This window comes from Haloarcula onubensis (assembly GCF_031624605.1).
Taxonomy (GTDB): Archaea; Halobacteriota; Halobacteria; order Halobacteriales; family Haloarculaceae; genus Haloarcula; species Haloarcula onubensis.
Map to the genome: position 1 here is coordinate 317,218 of NZ_JAMQOS010000005.1, position 20,254 is coordinate 337,471.

Genomic DNA, 20,254 nt, shown 5'->3' on the forward strand with positions numbered 1-20,254 from the left:
GCGGAGCGACGGTGCGAGTAATCGTCACGGAGGGGTCGGTACCGAGAGCTTGTGTCGCGTCAGCGCCGTCGGCGGGCGACCAGCGCCGTCGCGACCAGCGCGGCCAGTACTGCGCCCACGGGGGTGAAGCCGGGGCCGTCGGCACCGGTCGCGGTCGGAGTGGCCGCCCCCGTCGCGCCGGCGGCCGCATCCGGGCCGAAGTAGAGCTGTCGGGTCATGTTGCGGACCACGTAGACGACGCTGCGGGGGGCGGGCTGGTTCAGGTCGCGAACGTTGACACGGACCGTGCTGTTCGTCCGCCCGGCCTGCGTGCTGGCGAACGGTTCCGCGCTCGCGATACCGGTGGTCCGGTCGGTGACGACGAGCACCTCCGGGTTCAGTTGCAGTACCACCTCGTCGCTCAGTTGCGGGTAGCCGGCGTGGTCGCGCGCGGCGACGTTGTCGGCGCCGACCACCTCGAAGAGGGCGTCGATGAACGTGTCACCGCCGGCGTAGTACCCCCCGCCCAGCGAGTACAGCACTCGCGGGTCGTCCTCGACGTCGGCGGTCAGGCGCCGCACGGTGTCGACGTTCGCGTTCATCCAGGTGTTGGTGTCGGCCGCCCCCTGGCAGTTGCCGGTCAGACGCCCGATGGTCGTGGTCTTCTCGGCGATGTCCTCGATGGTCTTTGCCTCCCGCAGGTGATAGACCGTCAGCCCGGCGTCGCGAAGCCCCTGGACCTCCCCGGCGCTGGCGTTGGGCGCGATGACGAGGTCCGGGTTCGTCCCGACGACCGTCTCGCGGCTCACGCCGAAACTGGCCGAGACGTTCGTCCGACTGTCCGCGCCGTCGAGATACGCGGCGTACTGGGTCAGCCCGACCACCTGGTCCCGGCCGCCGATTTCCCACATCGTCTGGGCGGCCGAGGGGTTGGTCGTCACCACCCGGTCGGGGCGGTCCTCGATGGTCACTTCGGTCCCGGTCGCGTCGGTCATCGTCACCGGGAACGCACAGCGCTGGCCGGCCTGTGTCGCGCTCGCGGCCGCCGGCGTCGCCGCCACGGACGCGAGTACCAGCAGGCCGACGACGAATGTCGAAAGTCGTCGCATCGTCACAACGGCCGACTGGGAACAATAAATATTTACCTACTGCAAGTGGGTTTTAGGTAGTGCGAACTTCCGGGAGAACGGCCGCGTGGTCGCTGGCCCTGTCGGCGCTGTTGGTCGCCGTCGTCACGGTGAGCGCCGGCATCGGCCCGGTGTGGATTCCGCCCGCGGACGTGGCGCAGGTCCTGCTCAACGCCGTCGCCGTCCCGACAGCGGTCGACATCTCCGGCGCGGCCGTCGACGTGACGACCGCATCGGTCTTTCGATTCCGCGTCTCGCCGATTCAGCGCCGGATCGTCATGGGTATCCGACTTCCACGTATCCTGCTGGGCGCCGTCGTCGGCTTCGCGCTCGCGGCCGCCGGCACTATCATGCAGGGCATCTTCCGCAACCCGATGGCCGACCCCTCAATCATCGGCGTCTCGTCGGGCGCGGCCGTCGGCGCCGTCGGCTTCATCGTCGCCGGGGCGAGCCTCCCGTTTGGCCTGGGCCTGCGCGCGGCGGCCTTCGCCGGAGCGCTCGTGGCCGCCTTCGGCGTCTACCTCATCGCGACGGAGAACGGGCGAACCCCCGTGGCGACCCTCCTGCTCGCCGGCGTCGCCGTCCAGACGTTCCTGGGCGCGGTCGTCTCCTTCCTCCTGTTGAACGCCGGCGAGAGCATCCGCCGGGCGCTGTTCTGGCTGATGGGCCACCTCAAGGGCGCCGCCTGGCCCGAGGTGTGGACCAGCCTCCTGCTGGTCGCGATTCCGTTCGCCCTCCTGCTGGTCTACGCCAGGGACCTGAACGTGATGCTGCTGGGCGAGGAGGACGCCCAGAGCCTGGGTGTCGAGGTCGAGCGCACCAAGCGGGTACTGCTCGCGCTTGCCTCGTTCGCCACCGCGGCCGGCGTCGCCGTCGCGGGTATCATCGGCTTCGTCGGTCTCATCGTCCCTCACGTGATGCGGCTGCTCGTCGGGCCGGACCACCGCGTCCTGCTGCCCACGTCGGCGCTGGCCGGGGCCTCCTTTCTCGTGGCGACGGACACTCTGGCCCGGTCGGGCAGCGCGGAGCTACCGGTGGGTATCGTCACCGCCGCGCTGGGCGCGCCCTTCTTCCTCTACCTGCTGCGAAAGCGGGAGGTCCACGAGCTATGAGTCGCTCCGGCCAGGGCCACGACGGCGAACCGATTCCGATGCTCGAAGCCGCGGACATCTCGGTGTCGCTGGGCGGGACCCGGATACTCTCGGACGTCTCGCTGACCGCCGAATGTGGCGCCGTCGTCGGCCTCGTCGGCCCCAACGGCGCCGGCAAGACGACCACCCTCAGAGTCCTGCGGGCGACGCTCTCGCCCGACAGCGGCTCCGTCCGCGTCGCGGGCGACCCCATCGACGGCCTCTCCTCGAAGCAGGTGAGCCAGCGCGTCGCCAGCACGCCCCAGGCGACGACGCTCTCATTCGATTTCACCGTCCGCCAGACCGTCGAGATGGGACGGACGCCCCACCTCGGCCGGTTCGAGCGGGCCGACAGCGACGACGCGGACGCCGTAGACGCCGCGATGGAACGCGCTGACGTGGCCCGCTTTGCCGACCGCCCCGTCACCTCCCTCTCCGGTGGCGAGCGCCAGCGCGTGGTGCTGGCCCGCGCGCTCGCCCAGGAGACGCCCGTCTTGCTACTGGACGAACCGACCTCGAACCTCGACATCAACCACGCCGTCAACACGCTGGAACTGGTCGCTGCCCTCGCCCGGGAGGGCAAGACCGCCGTCGCGGCCATCCACGACCTGAACCTCGCCGCGCGCTACTGCGACGAACTCGTCTTGCTGGCCGACGGCGAGGTCCGCGCCGCGGGCGAGCCCCGGGAAGTGTTGCAGTCGGGGACGCTCGCCGACGCCTTCGACGCCGAGACGCTGGTCACCGGCCAGCCGGGGGCCGACGCGCCGCTCGTGACCCCGCTCCCCGACCGCGAGTCTGTCGACCGGACCGTCCACGTCGTCGGTACCGGCGGGCAGGCCGCAGCGGCCCTCGCCCGACTGGTCGCCGCCGGCGCGACGGTCTCCGTGGGCGTGGTCCCCGCCGGCGACGCGGCCGCCGAGCGCGCCCGTGACCTCGACTGTCAGGTGGTGACGGTCCCGCCCTTCGCCGGCGTCGACGGGGACTCCCGACAGCGGGCGACGGAACTCGCCCGCGGGGCCGACGCCGTCGTGGTCGCCGGCGACGTGGGCGACGCCAACGAGTCGGTCGTCGCCGCGGCCGAGCGGGTCGTCGCCGTCGACGGCGAGGGCGTGCCAGCAATCGAATCGCCCCGGACGACCGTGGCGACGGTCGAGACGCTGCGCGACGCCGTCGCCGGGCTCCCGACCGACGGCGAACTACCCCGCGAGGACCGACGCGTCGAGTCGAGGGAAGGGCAAAACCGATAGCGGTCGCGTCCGTACGCCGCCCGTGGACGACACAATCGCGTGGCTCCGCGGGCGGCCCTACTACGAGGGCCAGATAGTCGACGAGCGGACGGTCCCCGGGCGGGCGGCGACGACGGCCGAGTGCGCGCTCGACTCGCGGCTCGCCGACGCCCTCGCCGAGGACGGCATCACCGACTGCTACGCCCACCAGACCGCCGCCATCGACGCGGTGCGTGGCGGCGACAACGTCGTCCTCGCCACCGAGACGGCGAGCGGAAAGAGCCTGGCCTACACCGTCCCCGCCTTCGAGCGAGCGCTGGACCGGCGGGCGACCACGCTCTATATCGCCCCGCAGGTCGCGCTCATCAACGACCAGACCGAGAGCCTCTCCGAACTGGCCCAGCGGCTCGGCTTCGCTTCGGGCGTCTCGGTCGCCCAGTACACCGGCCGTCAGTCCAAATCGGAGAAGGAGGCCATCCGCGAGCGCCAGCCGACCGTCCTGCTGACGACGCCCGATATGCTCCACTACGGCATCCTCCCACACGGCCACCGGCTCTGGGACTGGTTCTTCCAGCGCCTCGAAACCGTCGTCGTCGACGAGGTCCACGGCTACCGCGGCATCTTCGGGAGCCACGTCTCGCTCGTGATGCGTCGACTGCAACGCATCGCCGAGCGCTTCGACAGCGACCCCGAGTGGGTCTGCTGTTCGGCGACCATCGGCAACCCCGTCGAACACGCCGCGACGGTCACCGGCCAGCCCGACGACACCTTCGCCCTCGTCGACGAGGACGCGAGCGCCAGCGGGCCGCGCCACTGGCTGCTGTGGAACCCGCCCGAATACGACGCTGGAGAGGGGTGGGGCAGCGGCCGGCGGCAGTCGAGTCACGTCGAGACCAAGCGGCTGTTCGTCGACCTGGTCGAGCGGGGGCTGCAGACGGTGGTGTTCGCCGGCTCCCGACAGACCGCCGAGCGCTACGCCAGCGACAGCGCCGACGAACTCCGGTCGCGGGGCCACCACGACCTGGCCGACGGTGTGGGGGCCTACCAGGCCGCGTTGACGAACGAGAAGCGCCGCGAGCTAGAGTCGCGTCTGCAGTCGGGGGACCTCCGCGGGGTCTGGTCTACGAGCGCGCTCGAACTGGGCGTCGACGTGGGCGGCCTCGACGCCGTTCTCATCGACGGCTACCCCGGGACACGGATGCGAGCGTTCCAGCAGGCCGGCCGCGCCGGGCGGGGCACCGACCCCGCACTGGTCGTCCTCGTCGGCGGCGAGGACCAGCTCGACCAGTACGTCCTCCGGAACCCGTCGACGCTGTTCGAGAAACCGGCCGAGCAGGCGGTCACGAACCCCGAGAACGACCAGCTCCTGCCGGACCACGTGCAGGCCGCGGCGAGCGAGAACTGGCTCTCGCCCGACGACGACCGTCACTTCGGCCCTGCCTTCCCGGACGTGGTCGCGGCCCTCGAATCGGCGGGCGAACTCGACCGGCGGAGCACGGACGGGGGCGTCCGCTGGACCTCGAACGGCCGCCCGCACCACGACATGAGCCTCCGGACGGCGGACGACCGCGAGGTGAAACTGGTCGCGAACGGCGACGTCGTCGCCCGACTTCCCTTCGAGGACGCGCTGCGGGACGCCCACCCCGGCGCCATCTACCACCACCAGGGGCGCCGTTACGAGGTGACCGACCTCGACCTCGCCACCGGTGTCGCCGAACTCGACCGGACGTGGGCCGACTACTACACGCGCGTCCTCCACGACAAGACCATCACCGTCGAGACGGACCTCGACGAGCGCCCGCTCCCCACCCGCGAGGACGTCCCCGTCAGATTCGCCTCGGTGACGATGCGAAAGCAGATAACGGGCTACGAGCGCCGTGACGGCTCGTCGGGCGAGGTGCTCGGCCAGCGCCCCCTCGACCTGCCCGAGACCAGTCTGGCGACGAAGGCGATGTACTACACCGTCCCCGACGACCTCCAGTCGGAGATTCTCGCAGGGGAGTACGGGCCGGCGGATGACGTGGCCGCTGACGGGGCGGACGCCGCGACGGACGGCGGCACCGCGTCGGGGGACTTCCCCGGCGCTATCCACGCCGCCGAGCACGCCATGATTTCGATGTACCCCTTCGAGTACCTCTGTGACCGCGGCGACATCGGCGGCCTCTCGACGCCGCTGCATCCCCACACCGGCGAGCCGACAATCTTCATCTACGACGGCTATCCGGGGGGTATCGGCCTCAACCGCGCGGCCTTCCACGACGTGGCGCCGCTGATGGAGACCACGCTGTCGATGCTGCGCTCGTGTGACTGTGCGTCTGGCTGTCCGGCCTGCGTGCAGTCGCCCCACTGTGGCAACGCCAACGACCCGCTGGACAAACACGGCGCCGTCCATCTGCTCGCCGGACTGACCGGCGCGTGAGCGGCCGTCAGTCGGGCCACCCTCTCAGTCCGGGATTTCGGTCGTGTCGGGCCCGTGGACGGCCATCTCGCCCGTCACGTCGTGCTGGGTCGTCTCGCTCAGGTCGATACCGGCGGCCCGACACTCCTCGTTGACCCGCCGGACGAACGCCGAGCGCACCCCCGGAAGCCGGTTCCGGCGCTCGTTCGGTATCCAGACCCGGCCGACGACGAGGACCGCGGTGGCGCCCAGTTCGCTGACCCCCACTATCGGCTCGGGCTTCTCGACGACGTGGTCGAGTTCGCGGGCGACCGCCTCGACGATGGTTTCGAGGGCTGCTACGTCGGTGTCGTAGGGGATACCGAACTCGTAGGAGATACCGATAGGGCCGGTCGAGGTCCGGTTGGTCACCGCGCCCGTCGCCAGGTCGGTGTTCGGGATGACGATGCGCTCGTTGTTCGGCGTCCGTACGCGGGTGACACGCAGGTCGATGTCGACGACGACGCCGCGTTTGCCGTCCCACTCGATGGTGTCGCCGACGTTCAGGTCCGGGTCGGTGACGATGAAGACGCCGGAGACGAAGTTCCCGAGCACGTCCTGTGCGGCCAGACCGACGGCGACGGTGATTCCCGCGGCGACCAGCGTCGACCCCGCGAGCGCGCCGCTGAAGCCGGCGGCCCCCGCCGCGGTGACGACCGTCACGGCGACGACGGCGAGGTGGGCCACGCTCCCCAGGGCGCTCTCTATGGTCCGGTCGACGCCCGACCGTTCGAGGCCCCAGCGGACCGCCGGGACGACGAGCAACCGGCCGAGGAGATACACCGCCGCGGCGACGACGAGGAAGGTAGCGCCGTCTTCGGCGAGCTGTGCGTACACGGAGACGATATCGACACTCGGTGCGCCGGGCAACTGCATACCGACCTTTCCCGACCCCACCTCATGAATCTCGGGCGTCAGCCCCCCGGCCAGCCGGTCCGCTCACTCCTCGCTGAACCGCTCGAAGACGGCCCACGAGGGGTCGCTGTCGGGGGCCGACAGCGACACCCCGTCGACGGCCACCCCGTCGCCGTCGGTCACCGAACCCACCACCGCGGCGGGCGTCCCGCGGCCGCGCAGCGCCTCGGCGACCGCCTCGCCGCGCCCGGACTCGACCGTCACCAGCAGCGTCCCCGCGCTCGTCACCGTCCACGGGTCCACCTCGACGGCGTCACACACCGCCTCGACGCCCGGCGCGAGCGGCATCGCGTCGGCGTCGATATCGAACCTGACCCCGGCCCCGCTCGCCATCTCGACGAGCCCGCCCGCCACGCCGCCCTCCGTCGCGTCGTGCATCGCGGTGACGCCGCCCGTCTCGAAGGCCGCGCGGGCGTCCGCGACGGCCGCGATGTCCTCGACGCGCTCCCGTGCGGTCGCGACGGTCTCGTGTGAGAGGCCCAGTTGCTCGGGGAACAGCGTCGCCAGCAGGCCCGTGACCTCCGCCGCCGGGCCGGTCGTCACGACGATATCCTCGCCCGGCGCGGCGCCGTCCGGGCGGACGATGTCGTCGTGGTCGCCGAGGCCAAGCACCGTGGCGCCGCCGACCCAGGAGCTGTCGACGCCGGGGTAGCGCGCCGTGTGTCCCGAGACGATGCTGACGCCGAGGCGGTCGGCGTGGTCGGCGATGCCCAGCCAGAGCCGCTCCAGGTCGTCGTCGCTCCAGGCGGGTGGCAGCGTCAGGTTGACCGCTAGATGGGAGGGGGCGACGCCCGAGACGGCCACGTCGGTCAGGACGATTTCGAGCGCGAGTCGGCCGGCCCGGCGCCAGCCCAGCTCCGGCAGGATGGAGATTGGGTCGGTCGCGACGACGACCGCCCGGTCGCCTAGGTCGAGGACGCCGAAGTCCACGCCGTGGCGGGGGCCCACCGCGACGTCCTCGCGGTTCGCGCCCAGATTGGGGTAGATGACGTCCCGGAAGGTCTCGCGGTCTATCTTCCCGAGGTCGCTCATTGTCGTCCTCTCGACGGAGTGGGGCTAAAGTGCGCCGACTCACAGCAGCTGTGCGTCGGCCGCGTCGAACCGCAGCGTGACTCGACCAGCCGGCGGGTTCGCCGCCGTCGTCTTGCACTCGATGCGGCGACCCTGCCACCGGCAGTGGACCCGGTAGGCGTCGCCGAGGAACTCGACGGTTTCGACCGTCGCTGCGAGGGTCGTCCCGTCTGCCCCCGCCTCGTCGCCATCATCCACCGCAATTGCCTCGGGTCGGACCGCCACCGTCACCGACTCGCCGGGGGACGCGGCGGTCCCCGCCGGCAGCGGCAGCGTCGCCCCGTCGACGGCGACGCTCGCCCCGTCGTCGGTCACGCGGCCGTCGAAGAGGTTGTTGTCGCCGACGAACTCGGCGACGAAGCGCGAGGTCGGGTCCCGATAGACGGTCTCGGGCACCGCGACCTGCTCGACGCGGCCCTCGTGCATCACCGCGACGCGGTCGGAGAGCGCCAGTGCTTCGGCCTGGTCGTGGGTGACGTAGATAGTGGTAATATCCAGTTCCCGCTGGATGGTCTGTAGCTGGACTCGGAGTCGCTTGCGCAGTTTCGCGTCCAGCGCCGACAGCGGCTCGTCGAGCAAGAGCACGTCGGGTTCGGGGGCGAGGGCACGAGCCAGCGCGATGCGTTGCTGCTGGCCGCCCGAGAGCTGTTCGGGCGAGCGGTCGGCGACGCCGCCGAGGTCGACGAGCTCCAGCAGTTCGGCCACGCGGTCGTCCTCGCTTTTGTCGGCAAGCTCGTGAAAGCGCAGGCCGTAGGCGACGTTCTCGCGGACGCTCATGTGGGGAAAGAGCGCGTAGTTCTGGAACACCATCCCGACGTTGCGCTCCTCCGGTGGGGCGTCGGTCACGTCGCGGCCGTCGATGGCGACAGTGCCCTCGGCCCCGTCGGTCAGGCCGGCGATGGCGCGAAGCATCGTCGTCTTGCCACAGCCGGAGGGGCCGACGAGCGTGAAGAACTCCCCCGATTCGACGGCCAGCGACACGTCTCGCAGCGCCGTCACGCCGTCGAAGGCGACCCGCATCGACTCCACCTGGACACCGGCGTCGGTCATCGGTCCCACCCGCTGCCGACGCGGTCGATGAGTACGAAGCTGACGGTGGTGACCGCGAGCAAGACGGTGCCCATCGCCGTCGCCGGGCCGAGGTTCGGGCCGAGCGAGCGGTTGCCGGTGTAGCGTTCGAGCGCGACGGGCATCGTCGCGCTGTCGACGCCCTCGGCGAGCAACACCGTCGAGTCGAACTCGCCGACGCTGATGGCGAAGGCGAAGGCCGCGCCGGCGATAAGCGCCGGGACGACGAGCGGTAGTTCGATATCGACGAGCGCCGTGGTCCGGTCCGCCCCGAGCGCGCGGGCGGCGTCGACGAGGCGGTCGTCGATGCGGCCCAGCGCCGGCGTGACGTTGCGCGAGACGAACGGGTAGGCGGCGACGGCGTGGGCGGCGACGATGGCGACAGGGCCGGTGACGGTGATACGGTGGCCAAAGAGCGTCGTCCCGAAGACGAGCGTCCGCAACATCCCCAGCCCGAGGACGATGCCGCTGACGGCGAGGGGCGCCGTCAGCAGCGCCTCGGCGAGCCGCGAGCCCCGGCTCTCACGCGTGGCGACGACGGAGACGACGACGCCCATCGGCAGGGCGAGCAAGAGCGCGCCCGCGCCAAAGAGTAGGGAGTTCACGACGGCGGGCAGCGGGCGGGTCGTCCCCGTGGCCGTCGAGGCCTGCTGTGCGAGCAGGAACTCGTAGTACCGGAGCGTGACCTGTCCGCCGGGGGTCGTGACGCTCTCGACGACGAGGCTCGCCAGCGGGCCGACGAACAGCACCGCGGCGACGCCGACGTAGGCAAAGAGCGCCAGCCGCGTCGGGTCGGCGAGCGACCGCCAGCCCGCGAAGAGTGGCGTCCGCGCCCGGCCGCGGCCCTCGCCCCCCGCGGTCACCTGCGCGGCCTCGAAGCGCAGATAGACGTATATCAGCCCCAGCGAGAGCGCCGTCTCGATGGCCCCGAGCGTCGCCGCCTCGGTCAGGTCGAGGCGCTGGACGCGGGCGAACAGCCACACCTCGACGGTCGCGAGGTCGAGCCCGCCAAGGGCCAGCACGATGGGAAAGGACATGAACGTGAAGACGAACGTGAGCACCGACGCGGTCAGCACGGCCGGCAGTAGCTGTGGCAGGGTCACGTCGCGGAAGGCCTGGAGCGGGGTGGCCCCGAGGGTGCGGGCGGTCTCGACGCGGGCCGGGTCGACGGACTCCCAGGCGGCCGTCACCAGGCGGGTGACCAGCGGCGCGTTGTAGAAGGCGTGGGCCAGCACGACGAGTTCGAGCGTGAACGTCAGTTCGAGGGGGCCGAGTCCGACGACGGACAGCAGGTCGTTCAGGACGCCCGTCCGACCGAACATCGCCAGGAAGCCGACGGCGACCATGATAGAGGGGAGGACAAAGGGGAGGATGGTCACGGAGCGAAGCGTCCGGCGGCCGGGGAACTCGAAGCGGGCGAGCAGATACGCGCCGGGGAGCCCGACGAGGACGCTGGCGACGGTCGACAGCAGCGCCTGGTAGGCGGTGAAGGCAAAGAGGTCGTGGTAGAACGGGTCGCCCAGCACCGAGGAAAGCGGCGCGAGCGTGACCCGCCCGGCGTCGTGGACGGCGCCGACGAGGACGCTCCCGACGGGGTAGTAGAAGACGACGACCAGCGTCGCCAGCGTGGCCACCACACCGGCCGGGAGCGCACGGTCGACCCGGACCCCCATCTAGTTGCTCGCGATTTCGCGCGCCCAGTCCTCTATCCAGCCGTCGACCTTGCCGGCGAGTTCGTCGTAGCTGAACGTGACCGGTTGCGGCGGCTCCAGCGCGTACTCGCCGAAGTCACCGCCGGGCTCGACGCCGGAAACGGCGGGGAACTGGACGTTCCGGACCGAGATTTCCGTCTGGGCTTTCTCGGTGAGCACGAACGACATGAACTCGCGGGCCAGGTCGGGGTTCTCCGCGTCGACGAACTGCGCCATCCCCTCGGGGTTCGCGTACCCCTGGTCGTTCAGGAAGCCGACCTGGTGGCGGGACATGTCGACGTCCTCGCCGTGGTAGTACACCTGGTCCGTGGAGTAGGAGACCACCATCGGCGCCTCCTCGTTCGTGTAGGCGTTGTAGGCGGGCTCCCAGTCCGAGAGAATCTGCACGCCGTTCTCGGAGAGGTCTCGCCAGTAGTCGAGATAGCCGTCGGCGCCGTTCGCCTTGATGGTCCACAGGAGGAACGCCCGTCCGGGGTCGGACTGCTGGGCGTTCTGGGCGATGAGAGCGTCCTCGTAGGCCGGCTCCAGCAAGGCGTCGAAGCTGCCGGGGGCGTCGACTTCGCCCTCGTCGTAGACGAGACTGATGTAACCCGTGTCGTACGGGACGACGCGGCCGTCCGGGTCGAAGTTCAGTTCGGACTTGACCGAGTCGGCGCCCTCGACGTCGGCCGTCGCGAACAACTGCTCGTCCAGTTGCTCGTCGGCGCGGACGAGTTCGCCCGTGTTCAGCCCGACGAACAGGTCCGCCTCGACCGGCGCGCCCTCAGACTTGCGCTGGATGAACTGGTTGACGCCGTTCTCCGGCGTCGTGAACTCAACCGTCGCGTCGCGGTCGGCCTCGAAGTTCGATTTGAGCCAGTTCCCGGCCGAGTCCTCCCCGGTGAAAGAGGAGTAGGTCGCGACCGTGAGGGTGTCGTCCGACTCGTTCGATGAACCGCTGCTACACCCCGCCAGCGCGGCGGCGCCAGCAGCGCCGACGCCTGAGAGGAACGCACGTCGTTTCATACCTCGGTGGTTACACCAAGTAATACTTGAACCACTCGCTTTCCCGGTGGGGCCAGTTGCGCACCGAGTCGGTCCGGTTCGGACCGTGGCTGGCGCTCGCCGGGACCCGGAGCTTCCGGGGTACCACAGCGGTTCACGGCCCAGCCGTTCACCAGTCGAGGTCGCATGGCGCCCTCGCTCCGCTCGCGGGTCACTCCGTTCCCCGCTCTCGGTATCCGAGGAACCTCCCCCCGGTCGGTTCCTCGCTCCTCACCCGACGCGCTCGTCCAAAATCAGCCTCTGTCGGCGAATTTCGGTTCTCGCGTCGCTTCCCGCCGGTCACCCGACGCGCTCGTCCAAAATCAGCCTCTGTCGGCGAATTTCGGTTCTCGCGTCGCTTCCCGCCGGTCACCCGACGCGCTCGTCCAAAATCAGCCTCGTCTTCGTGCTCACCACTTCCTCCAGCTCCCGCGCCCTGGTGATGAGTTCGTTGACCGCGCCGGTGTCGGCCGCGTCGACGACGACGACGATGTCCTCCTCGCCGGAGACCTGCCAGACGAAGTCGACGGCAGGCCACTCGGCGATGTGGTCGGTGACGGCCTCGGTGTCGACGTTGACGTCGACGCCGACCTCTATCATGGACTTGACGTTGCCGGTGCGGGTCGCCACGGTGAACCGCTCGATGACGCCCTCGTCGACCAGGCGGTCGACGCGGTTGCGCACCGTCCCCTCGGAGGTCCCGACCTGGTCCGCGATCTCCGTGTAGGGCGTGCGGGCGTCTCGCCGGAGTATCGACAGAATCTCCCTGTCCAGTTCGTCCATCGAGATGCGAACCTTCCGCCCCGGCCGACTTGAGGATTACGAAAATCGTAACTCGGCTTCGAAAGCAATCCTTATGCCGCGGAATACTGTACGCATCTCGTAATGGCTGACGCATACGTGGCGCTGGAGGGTGACCGTGTCATCGAGGCGCGCGCTCGCGCTCCGGGGTCGACACGCGGCGAGGTCGTGTTCACAACCGCCTACACGGGGTACGAAGAGAGCCTGACCGACCCCTCCTACGAGGAGCAGATTCTCACGTTCTCCTACCCGCTCATCGGGAACTACGGCGTCCGGGAGGAGCGCTTCGAGGACGACCGCGTCCACCCGCGGGGCGTCGTCGCCCGCGAACTGACCGACGACGTGGCCGAGTGGCTCGACGGCGAAGGCGTGCCGGCCGTCGACCATCTGGACACCCGCGACATCGTCACCGAAATCCGCGACGAGGGGGCGATGAAGTGCGGTATCGCCGCCGGGCCGGACGCGACCGAGCAGGACGCGCTGGACGAACTCCACCAGTGCAAGCACATGTCCGACCACGTCGACATCGGCTCGCAGGTCTCCGTCGACAGCGTCGAGACGTACAACGAGGGCGGCGACGGCTCGACCGTCGCGCTGGTCGACTGCGGAGCGAAAGGCTCCATCGTGGACTCGCTGGTCGAGCGCGACGCCACAGTCCACGTCTTCCCCTACGACGCGGGCGAGGACGACGTCGCGGCTGTCGACCCCGACCTGCTCTTTATCTCGAACGGCCCCGGCGACCCCGAGAACTTCGGACAGGCCGGCGACCTCGTCGAGACCTACGTCGGCGAGGTCCCGCTGGCGGGTATCTGTCTCGGCCAGCAGGTCGTCGCCAACGCCCTGGGCGGCGAGACCGAGAAGATGGAGTTCGGCCACCGCGGCGTCAACCAGCCCGTGCGTGACCTCCGCACCAACCAGGTCGTGATGACGACCCAGAACCACGGCTACACTGTCGCCGACCCCGGCGACAAACTCGACGTGACGCAGGTCAACGTCAACGACGACACGCCGGAAGGCCTGGAGAACGACGAGTTGCGTATCATCACCCGTCAGTACCACCCCGAAGCCAACCCCGGCCCGCACGACTCGCTCGGCTTCTTCGACGACGTGCTCGGGATGGCCGAGGAGTAGTTGCGCCGAACGGAGTGAGGCGCAACTGAACCGCCGGCGGCGGAGCGCGAGGCGTGGGCGAATCTCGCTACGCTCGATTCACGAACACACGAACGAGGAGCGAAGCGACCCGTGAGCGGGGCGTCGAACACAGTGAGGCGAAACCGACCTGTCTCACTCCGAGTCGTCGACCGGCAGCCCGCGATACATCACCGTCTGTTTCTCGCCGGTCGGCGTCGGTTCGTCGGACTCCGACCGCTGTTGTACCGGGAGGCCGCGGTACATCACGGTGCCGTCCGCACCGACGCTCTCGGGGGTCTCGCCCTGTCGGTCCTCGACGAACTCGGTCACCGCCGCCAGCAGGTCCTCGTCGGCCCGCCGGGTGACCCAGCAGTGGTAGATGTGCCGCGGCGTCTTGACGGTGAGCCGGTGGGCTCGGAGACCGGTCCTGTAGCCGACGGCGGCGACGTCCTCGTGGGGTATCTCGATGACCTGGTCCGTCGACGCCTGGCCGACGAGACAGAGCGTCCGCCGGCCGGTGACCAGCATCACCGTCTCGTGGTCGCGACTGGGTGAGACCGTGTTTCGCTTGGACCCGAGACCGACGCCGCGTTTGGCGTTCGAGAGCACGTACGCGGGCGACTCCGCCGGTTCGAGATACGCGACGGGCGGCTCGTGCAACGGCGGGGTCGAGAACCGCCCCTCGGCACCGGACAGCAACGGCGCCGTCACCGTCTCGTTCGGCGCTATCTCCGCCAAGGTCTGCGCCCGGTCGTCGGTGGCCCGGTCTGTCATCGCACTCGACCCCGCTTGGTAAGTCCCTGCATGCTCACGAACGTGGCCTCTCGACCGGCTTTAATCACCCTTCTGTATGTAGTCCTGTTACTGTCGAAGGGCGTTGTTCGTCGTATTCTAGGCGGGGTTGCAGCCAATCCGTCACGGACGTATCGGGAAACCTGTCGAGTCCGCTGTCAAACTGCTTGTCCATCTCGCGTCCGCTCGGGGTCGGCGTCGCCGCGCAGACGGACGACGACCTCCGTGCCGTCGCTCGTGTCCGTGAACTCCAGGTCCCCGCCGAGCATCGTCATCCCCCACGACGCGACCCAGAGCCCGATCCCCGTCGAGTGTTGCAAGTCGGTCTCCGTGCCGCTCTGTATCGGCGCCAGTTCGTCGGCGTCGATACCCGGCCCGTTGTCGCTGATGCGGATTTCGAGGTCGCCGTCGACCTCGCTGAGCGCGATACGGACTCGCGGGCTGTCGGTGTCGTTGTGCTCGACCGCGTTCTCGACGAGCGACCCGACCACGAGCGAGAGGACACGCGGGTCCGTCCGCTGTGTCGTCGTCGCCGGACGGACGTCGACGTCGACGGCGGCCGCAGGGTACTCCGCGTGGATGTCGGCAACCACGTCCGAGAGCAGGCCGGCGACGTCGACCGATTTCGGCCCGGCCTGACTCGCGCGTACCCGCTCGAACTTCCGGGCCTTCTCCCCGGTCGCGAGCAGGCGCTCGGCGCTGTCGGTTATCCGCCCCGCGGACGTGGTCAGTTCGGGGTCGTCGGTGCGGTCGGCGACTATATCCGCGTGGCCCATGATGACGGTCATCTCGTTACGGAGGTTGTGACGGATGACGCGGTTGAGAACGTCCAGGCGCTGTTCGCGCTCGCGCTCCCGCGTCACCTCCTGGAGGACGACGGTGCTGCCGACCACCGTCCCGGCGGGGTCGGTCAGCGGGGCGGTGGCGACCGTGAACTGGCGCTCCCGACCGGCCGCCGTGACCGTTACCGCTTCCCACGCGCCGTCCGGGCCGCGTTCGACCGGGACGGCGCCGTCGAGCGGCCGGCCGAGGACGGCGTCGCGGTCGAGGTCGAAAATCTCGACCGCGGCGTCGTTGACCGTCACCACGCGGTCCTCGGGGTCGAGCGCGAACAGCGGCGTCGGGATGTCGTCGAGCGCCGACCGCTCGGCGGCCCGCTGTGTCGTCGGGTTCGTCTCGAACATGTCCTTCTCGACGAAGGCGTAGCCGTCGAGCGTCAGGTGCAGGACGAACAGCGCCGGCGAGAGGTTGAGTTGCGGATACGGGCCAAAGCCAAAGAGCCACGGGAGCGAACCGGCCGCGGGCGGGACGACGCTGAGCGCGAGCGCGATGGCCTCTCCCCGGTAGAGCGGCCCGTAGCTGATGACCGTCTCGAACAGCAACAGGACGGCGACCCCCGCACACAGCAGCGTGAAGACGGTGACGAGATAGGCCACCGGCTGGAGCGCGTAACTGGCCGTCGACAGGCCAAACACCGGCGCGACGGTGAACTCGGTCCACCACAGCGAGTGCGCGGTGTGCGTGAGCAAGAGCCCCGAACCGACCGTCGGAATCGCGAGCACCGCCAGCCCCGGCCAACTCCGTGCGATGGCCGTCCGGCCCGTGTAGGCCAGCGCGAACAGCAAGAAGAGCGGGCCGGTCCAGATAGCGCCACACAGCCACAGCGCGGTCAGGTGTTCCCGGAGCGGGGTCGCAGAGACCAGGAGCGCCACCCCGTAGGCCAGACACCAGACGCTCACGGCGACGGCCGAAGCGATGAACCACGGTACGCCCGGGCTCTCGCGGTGGCGGTAGAGGTAGCCCGCGAGTGCGAGCGCACCGCCACCGGCGCTGATAGACGAGCCTACGACCAGTCCCCCGATGCCTACGAGCAAGCTTCCGAGTACTTACGGAGACGGCGTAATAGCCGTTTTGGCAGCCGTCTGAACTGTCGCTCAGCTGTGAGACTCCGGCTCACTGCTCTCCGGCTCCCTGTAGTCGTCGGTTCGCTCCGAGGCCCTCGAAAATCGAAGATTTTCGGGTTCACGAGACGGCTTCGCCGTCTCGGACGACCTCCCGTTGGTCGGCCTCGACACGCTCGCCTGTCCGGAGACGCCTAGCGGCGTCTCCTACTCGCTTCCCCACTGACGCGTCGTCTTGGGGCGCTCGCTGACCGCCTGCACGGCGAGGGGCTGGTCGGCGGAGTTGATGGCTTCCAGGGCCGCTTCGGCGCTCTCGCGGGTCGAGAAGTACGTCACCGTCTCCTCGACACACGCTTCGAGCACGTCGCGGTCGCGCGAGGCCACGAGGTCGATGTCGCCGTCCTGGATGGCCTGGACGACGGCCTCGGTGTCCGCGTAGTCGTCGAGGCTCTGTACGTCGAAGTGCTCCTCGAAGCCCAGGATGGGGAGGTCGACCAGGGCGGTCCCCTCCAGCGGGATGTCCTTGCCGACACACATCTGTGCTTTCTGGTAGGCCTTGCCGAAGGAGCCAGCGGTACCCATGACCTCGCCGGTCGATTTCATCTCCGGGCCCAGCCGCGGGTCCGAACCCGGCAGGCGGTCGAACGGCAGGACGACCTCCTTGACCGAGACTTGCTCGGGAATCTGCTCCTCGACGTCGAGTTCGTCGAGGGTCGCGCCGGCCATCACTTCGGCGGCGAGTTTCGCGATGGGGACGCCCGTCGTCTTCGAGATGAACGGCACGGTACGCGAGGAGCGCGGGTTCGCTTCGAGGACGTAGACCTCGCCGTCACGCACCGCGAGCTGGACGTTCAGCAGGCCGACGGTGTCGAGCGCGTCGGCGATGTCCTCGGTGACCTCGCGGATGCGCGGCATCACGTCCTTGATTTCCTGGGAGCGGGGCGGAATCATACACGCCGAGTCGCCCGAGTGGACGCCGGCGGTCTCGACGTGTTCCATCACGCCGCCGATGAGCACGCTCTCCTCGTCGGCGACGGCGTCGACGTCCAGTTCGACGGCGTCGGCGAGGAACTCGTCGACCAGGATGGGCTTGTCGGGGGAGACGCGGACCGCCTCCTCGATGTACGTCTCCAGGTCGTCGTCGTTGTAGACGACGTCCATCGCGCGCCCGCCCAGCACGTACGAGGGGCGCACCAGCACCGGGTAGCCGATGTCGTGGGCGAGGTCCAGCGCCTCCTCCTTGCTCGTCGCGGTGCCGCCCTCGGCCTGGGCGATGCCGAGGTCGTCCATCAGCTTGTTGAAGCGGTCGCGGTCCTCGGCCAGGTCCATCGCCTCGACGGAGGTCCCCAGAATCTCGCAGTCCAGGCCGCGCCGTTCCAGTTCGTCCTCCAGCGGTTCGCCGATGTCGACGGAGGTCTGGCCGCCGAACTGGACCATCACGCCGTCGGCGCCGGTGGACTCACAGACGTCGGCGACCTCCTCGGCCGTGACCGGTTCGAAGAACAGCCCGTCGGAGGTGTCGTAGTCCGTCGACACCGTCTCGGGGTTGTTGTTGACGACGTGGGCGTCGATGCCCAGCTCTTCCAGCGCCTGGACGGCGTGGACCGAGCAGTAGTCGAACTCGACGCCCTGGCCGATGCGGATGGGGCCGCCGCCGACCACGACGACGCTCTCGACGTCGGGGTCGACCAGCAGTTCGTTGCGGTCGATGCCCGAGATGGGGTCACGCGTCGAGTAGTAGTACGGCGTCGTCGCCTCGAACTCGCCGGCGCAGGTGTCGACGAGCTTGTAGTCGCGGTGGACCGTCTCGCTCTCGACGTCCTCTATCTGGACGCCGGAGCCGTCGGTCGCCGCTTCGACTTCCGCTTCGCCGCCGTCGTCGCTATCCAGTCCGGCCGGCATCCAGGAGACGTGGGTGTCGTTGAACTCGCCGCCAGCGAGCGCGGTTATCTCCTGGTCGGTGAAGCCGGCCGCGGCGGCCGTCTCGTAGTCGCCCGCCATCGCGGCCTCGGCCGCGTCGGCGACCTCCTCGAACCGCTCGACGTACCACTCGTGGATGTCGGTCAGCTCGACGATTTCCTCGACCGAGTAGCCACGCAGGAACGCCTCGAAGATGGCGTAGGGGCGGTCGGGCGACGGACGGACGAGATACTGCGATTCGAGTTCGTCGTCGTCGACCGTCTCGAAGTCCACGGCGGGGTTGTACTCCGAGGAGCGCAACGCCTTCAGCAGCGACTCGGGGAAGGTCCGCCCGATGGACATCGCCTCGCCCGTGGACTTCATCGCCGTCGACAGCTCGAAGTCGGTGTCACGGAACTTGTCGATGGGCCAGCGAGGCACCTTCGTGACGACGTAGTCGATGGCGGGCTCGAACGCCGCCGTGGTCTCGCCGGTGATCTCGTTCTCTATCTCGTGGAGGCGCTTGCCCAGGGCGACCTTCGCGGTGACGCGGGCGATGGGGTAGCCCGTCGCCTTCGACGCGAGTGCCGAGGAGCGGGAGACGCGTGGGTTGACCTCGACGACGCGGTACTCGCCGCCGGGCGTGCCGTCGTCGCGCCAGGCGTGCTGGATGTTACAGCCGCCCTGGATACCGAGTTCGCGGATGACCTTCAGCGCGGAGTCACGCATCTGCTGGTGGCCCTCGTCGGGGATGACCTGCGAGGGCGTGACGACCGTGGACTCCCCGGTGTGGATGCCCATCGGGTCGATGTTCTCCATGTTGCAGATGATGATACAGGAGTCGTCGGCGTCGCGCATGACCTCGTACTCCAGTTCGACCCAGCCGGAGATGGACTCGGTGATGAGGACCTCGCTGTTCCGGGAGAGGCGAAGCCCCTTGCGGACGCGCTCGACGAGTTCCTCGAAGTCGTCGACGACGCCGGAGCCCGAGCCCCCGAGCGTGTAGGTCGTGCGGGCGATGACCGGGAGGCCGCCGACCTCGTCGACGGCGTCCTGGATACGCTGGCGGAAGTTCTCCTCGTCGAAGTCCGTCACGGACTCGTCCTCGTCGAGCGAGATAGTGGTCGACCGGGGGACCGGCTCGCCGATCTTCTCCATGCGCTGGCGGAACAGGTCGCGGTCCTCGGTCGCGTAGATGGTGTCCAGCGGCGTGCCCATCACGTCGACGTCGTACTCTTCGAGGACGCCCTCCTCGGCGAGTTCCGCCGTGACGTTGAGCCCGGTCTGCCCCCCCAGGCCGGCGATGACGCCGTCCGGGTTCTCCTTCCGGATTATCTCGGTGATGGCCTCGGTGTTGATGGGTTCGAGGTACACCTTGTCGGCCATGTCCGGGTCGGTCATGATGGTCGCCGGGTTGGAGTTGACCAGTACCACGCGCGCGCCTTCTTCCTGAAGGGCCCGACAGGCCTGAGCGCCGGAGTAGTCGAACTCGGCTGCCTGGCCGATCTTGATGGGGCCGCTCCCGATAAGCAGGATTGTGCGGTCTTCCTCGGCTGTCATTACCCGTTTCGAACCCACACATCGTAATAAGCCCGGCGAAACGGTACGCTTCTCGAAGCTCGATTTCGAATATCGTAATGCGACAGGCTCACACGGGGCCGGCGGTCACTCGGCGGGTCCCTTACTGGCTCTCGTCGGTGATGTCGTACCGGTAGGGCTGGTCCCGGATGACCTCGACCTCGCCGGTCTGGGCTCGCCGTCCGAGCACCGTGGCGACCCGGTGAGCGCTGTCGAACTCCTCGCCTTCGTCCTCCAGCAGCTCCAGAATCTCGCGGGCCGTCAGGGGACCGTCTGCGTCGGCGTCGTCAAGCACCGATTGGATGCGCTCGAACTCGCCGTGACGGATGGCCATACCTACATACAATAGCCGAAACCCCATATAACACCGTCAGACTGGTGTCTGACGCCGGTTTAGGCCGAATCGACAGACGGCGTCCGGACGCGTTCGGCGGATGGTTGTCATACGGTGTCGGCGCTTCCGT

General features: G+C 69.2%; 15 protein-coding genes. 4 read left to right on the forward strand and 11 right to left on the reverse strand.

Annotated elements, in window-relative coordinates:
• Positions 1-59 precede the first annotated feature (59 nt).
• Entirely contained in the window at positions 60-1,088 is a 1,029-nt protein-coding gene (locus NDI86_RS16235) for a PGF-CTERM-anchored ABC transporter substrate-binding protein (protein ID WP_310901490.1), read from the reverse strand.
• 59 nt (positions 1,089-1,147) lie between these two features.
• Here NDI86_RS16235 and btuC point away from each other — a divergent pair, with 59 nt between their 5' ends.
• Genes btuC through NDI86_RS16250 form a run of 3 tightly spaced genes read left to right on the forward strand, consistent with a single transcriptional unit; the run spans position 1,148 to position 5,881 of the window.
• Positions 1,148-2,218 carry a vitamin B12 ABC transporter permease BtuC gene (btuC, locus tag NDI86_RS16240; protein ID WP_310901491.1) on the forward strand — a complete coding sequence of 357 codons (1,071 nt, stop codon included), beginning with the start codon at positions 1,148-1,150 and terminating at the stop codon, positions 2,216-2,218.
• Positions 2,215-3,483 carry a heme ABC transporter ATP-binding protein gene (locus tag NDI86_RS16245; RefSeq protein ID WP_310901492.1) on the forward strand — a complete coding sequence of 423 codons (1,269 nt, stop codon included), beginning with the start codon at positions 2,215-2,217 and terminating at the stop codon, positions 3,481-3,483. The genes btuC and NDI86_RS16245 overlap by 4 nt, the downstream gene beginning before the upstream one ends.
• Positions 3,484-3,505: 22 nt before the next feature.
• Positions 3,506-5,881, forward strand: coding sequence for a DEAD/DEAH box helicase (locus tag NDI86_RS16250; protein WP_310901493.1), 2,376 nt, complete (start codon positions 3,506-3,508; stop codon positions 5,879-5,881).
• A 24-nt stretch (positions 5,882-5,905) separates the two neighbouring features.
• Here the strand turns inward: NDI86_RS16250 and NDI86_RS16255 are convergent, their stop codons facing one another.
• From NDI86_RS16255 to NDI86_RS16280, 6 genes are all read right to left on the reverse strand, one after another.
• Positions 5,906-6,775 carry a mechanosensitive ion channel family protein gene (locus NDI86_RS16255; protein ID WP_310901494.1) on the reverse strand — a complete coding sequence of 290 codons (870 nt, stop codon included), beginning with the start codon at positions 6,773-6,775 and terminating at the stop codon, positions 5,906-5,908.
• 63 nt (positions 6,776-6,838) lie between these two features.
• Positions 6,839-7,846, reverse strand: a complete 1,008-nt coding sequence (locus NDI86_RS16260; protein ID WP_310901495.1) for an AIR synthase family protein — start codon at positions 7,844-7,846, stop codon at positions 6,839-6,841.
• A gap of 39 nt (positions 7,847-7,885) precedes the next feature.
• Positions 7,886-8,935, reverse strand: coding sequence for an ABC transporter ATP-binding protein (locus tag NDI86_RS16265; protein ID WP_310901496.1), 1,050 nt, complete (start codon positions 8,933-8,935; stop codon positions 7,886-7,888).
• Positions 8,932-10,626 carry an ABC transporter permease gene (locus NDI86_RS16270; RefSeq protein ID WP_310901497.1) on the reverse strand — a complete coding sequence of 565 codons (1,695 nt, stop codon included), beginning with the start codon at positions 10,624-10,626 and terminating at the stop codon, positions 8,932-8,934. Before NDI86_RS16270 ends, NDI86_RS16265 begins: the two co-directional genes overlap by 4 nt.
• The gene (locus tag NDI86_RS16275) at positions 10,627-11,670 is read right to left on the reverse strand and encodes a thiamine ABC transporter substrate-binding protein (protein ID WP_310901498.1); all 1,044 of its coding nucleotides are present in this window, start codon (positions 11,668-11,670) and stop codon (positions 10,627-10,629) included.
• Positions 11,671-12,057: 387 nt separating this feature from the next.
• Positions 12,058-12,471 carry an Lrp/AsnC family transcriptional regulator gene (locus NDI86_RS16280; RefSeq protein WP_310901499.1) on the reverse strand — a complete coding sequence of 138 codons (414 nt, stop codon included), beginning with the start codon at positions 12,469-12,471 and terminating at the stop codon, positions 12,058-12,060.
• Positions 12,472-12,573: 102 nt separating this feature from the next.
• Between NDI86_RS16280 and carA the strand changes: the two genes are divergently transcribed.
• Complete coding sequence (carA, locus tag NDI86_RS16285; RefSeq protein WP_310901500.1) at positions 12,574-13,620, forward strand: glutamine-hydrolyzing carbamoyl-phosphate synthase small subunit; 1,047 nt, start codon at positions 12,574-12,576, stop codon at positions 13,618-13,620.
• Positions 13,621-13,773: 153 nt separating this feature from the next.
• Here the strand turns inward: carA and NDI86_RS16290 are convergent, their stop codons facing one another.
• From NDI86_RS16290 to NDI86_RS16305, 4 genes are all read right to left on the reverse strand, one after another.
• Entirely contained in the window at positions 13,774-14,394 is a 621-nt protein-coding gene (locus NDI86_RS16290) for a hypothetical protein (protein ID WP_310901501.1), read from the reverse strand.
• 176 nt (positions 14,395-14,570) lie between these two features.
• Positions 14,571-16,286, reverse strand: coding sequence for a histidine kinase N-terminal 7TM domain-containing protein (locus NDI86_RS16295; protein WP_310901502.1), 1,716 nt, complete (start codon positions 16,284-16,286; stop codon positions 14,571-14,573).
• A gap of 234 nt (positions 16,287-16,520) precedes the next feature.
• Complete coding sequence (gene carB, locus NDI86_RS16300; RefSeq protein ID WP_310901503.1) at positions 16,521-19,772, reverse strand: carbamoyl-phosphate synthase large subunit; 3,252 nt, start codon at positions 19,770-19,772, stop codon at positions 16,521-16,523.
• 121 nt (positions 19,773-19,893) lie between these two features.
• On the reverse strand, positions 19,894-20,124 hold the full coding sequence (locus NDI86_RS16305; protein ID WP_310901504.1) for a hypothetical protein: 231 nt from the start codon (positions 20,122-20,124) through the stop codon (positions 19,894-19,896).
• Positions 20,125-20,254: the final 130 nt, after the last annotated feature.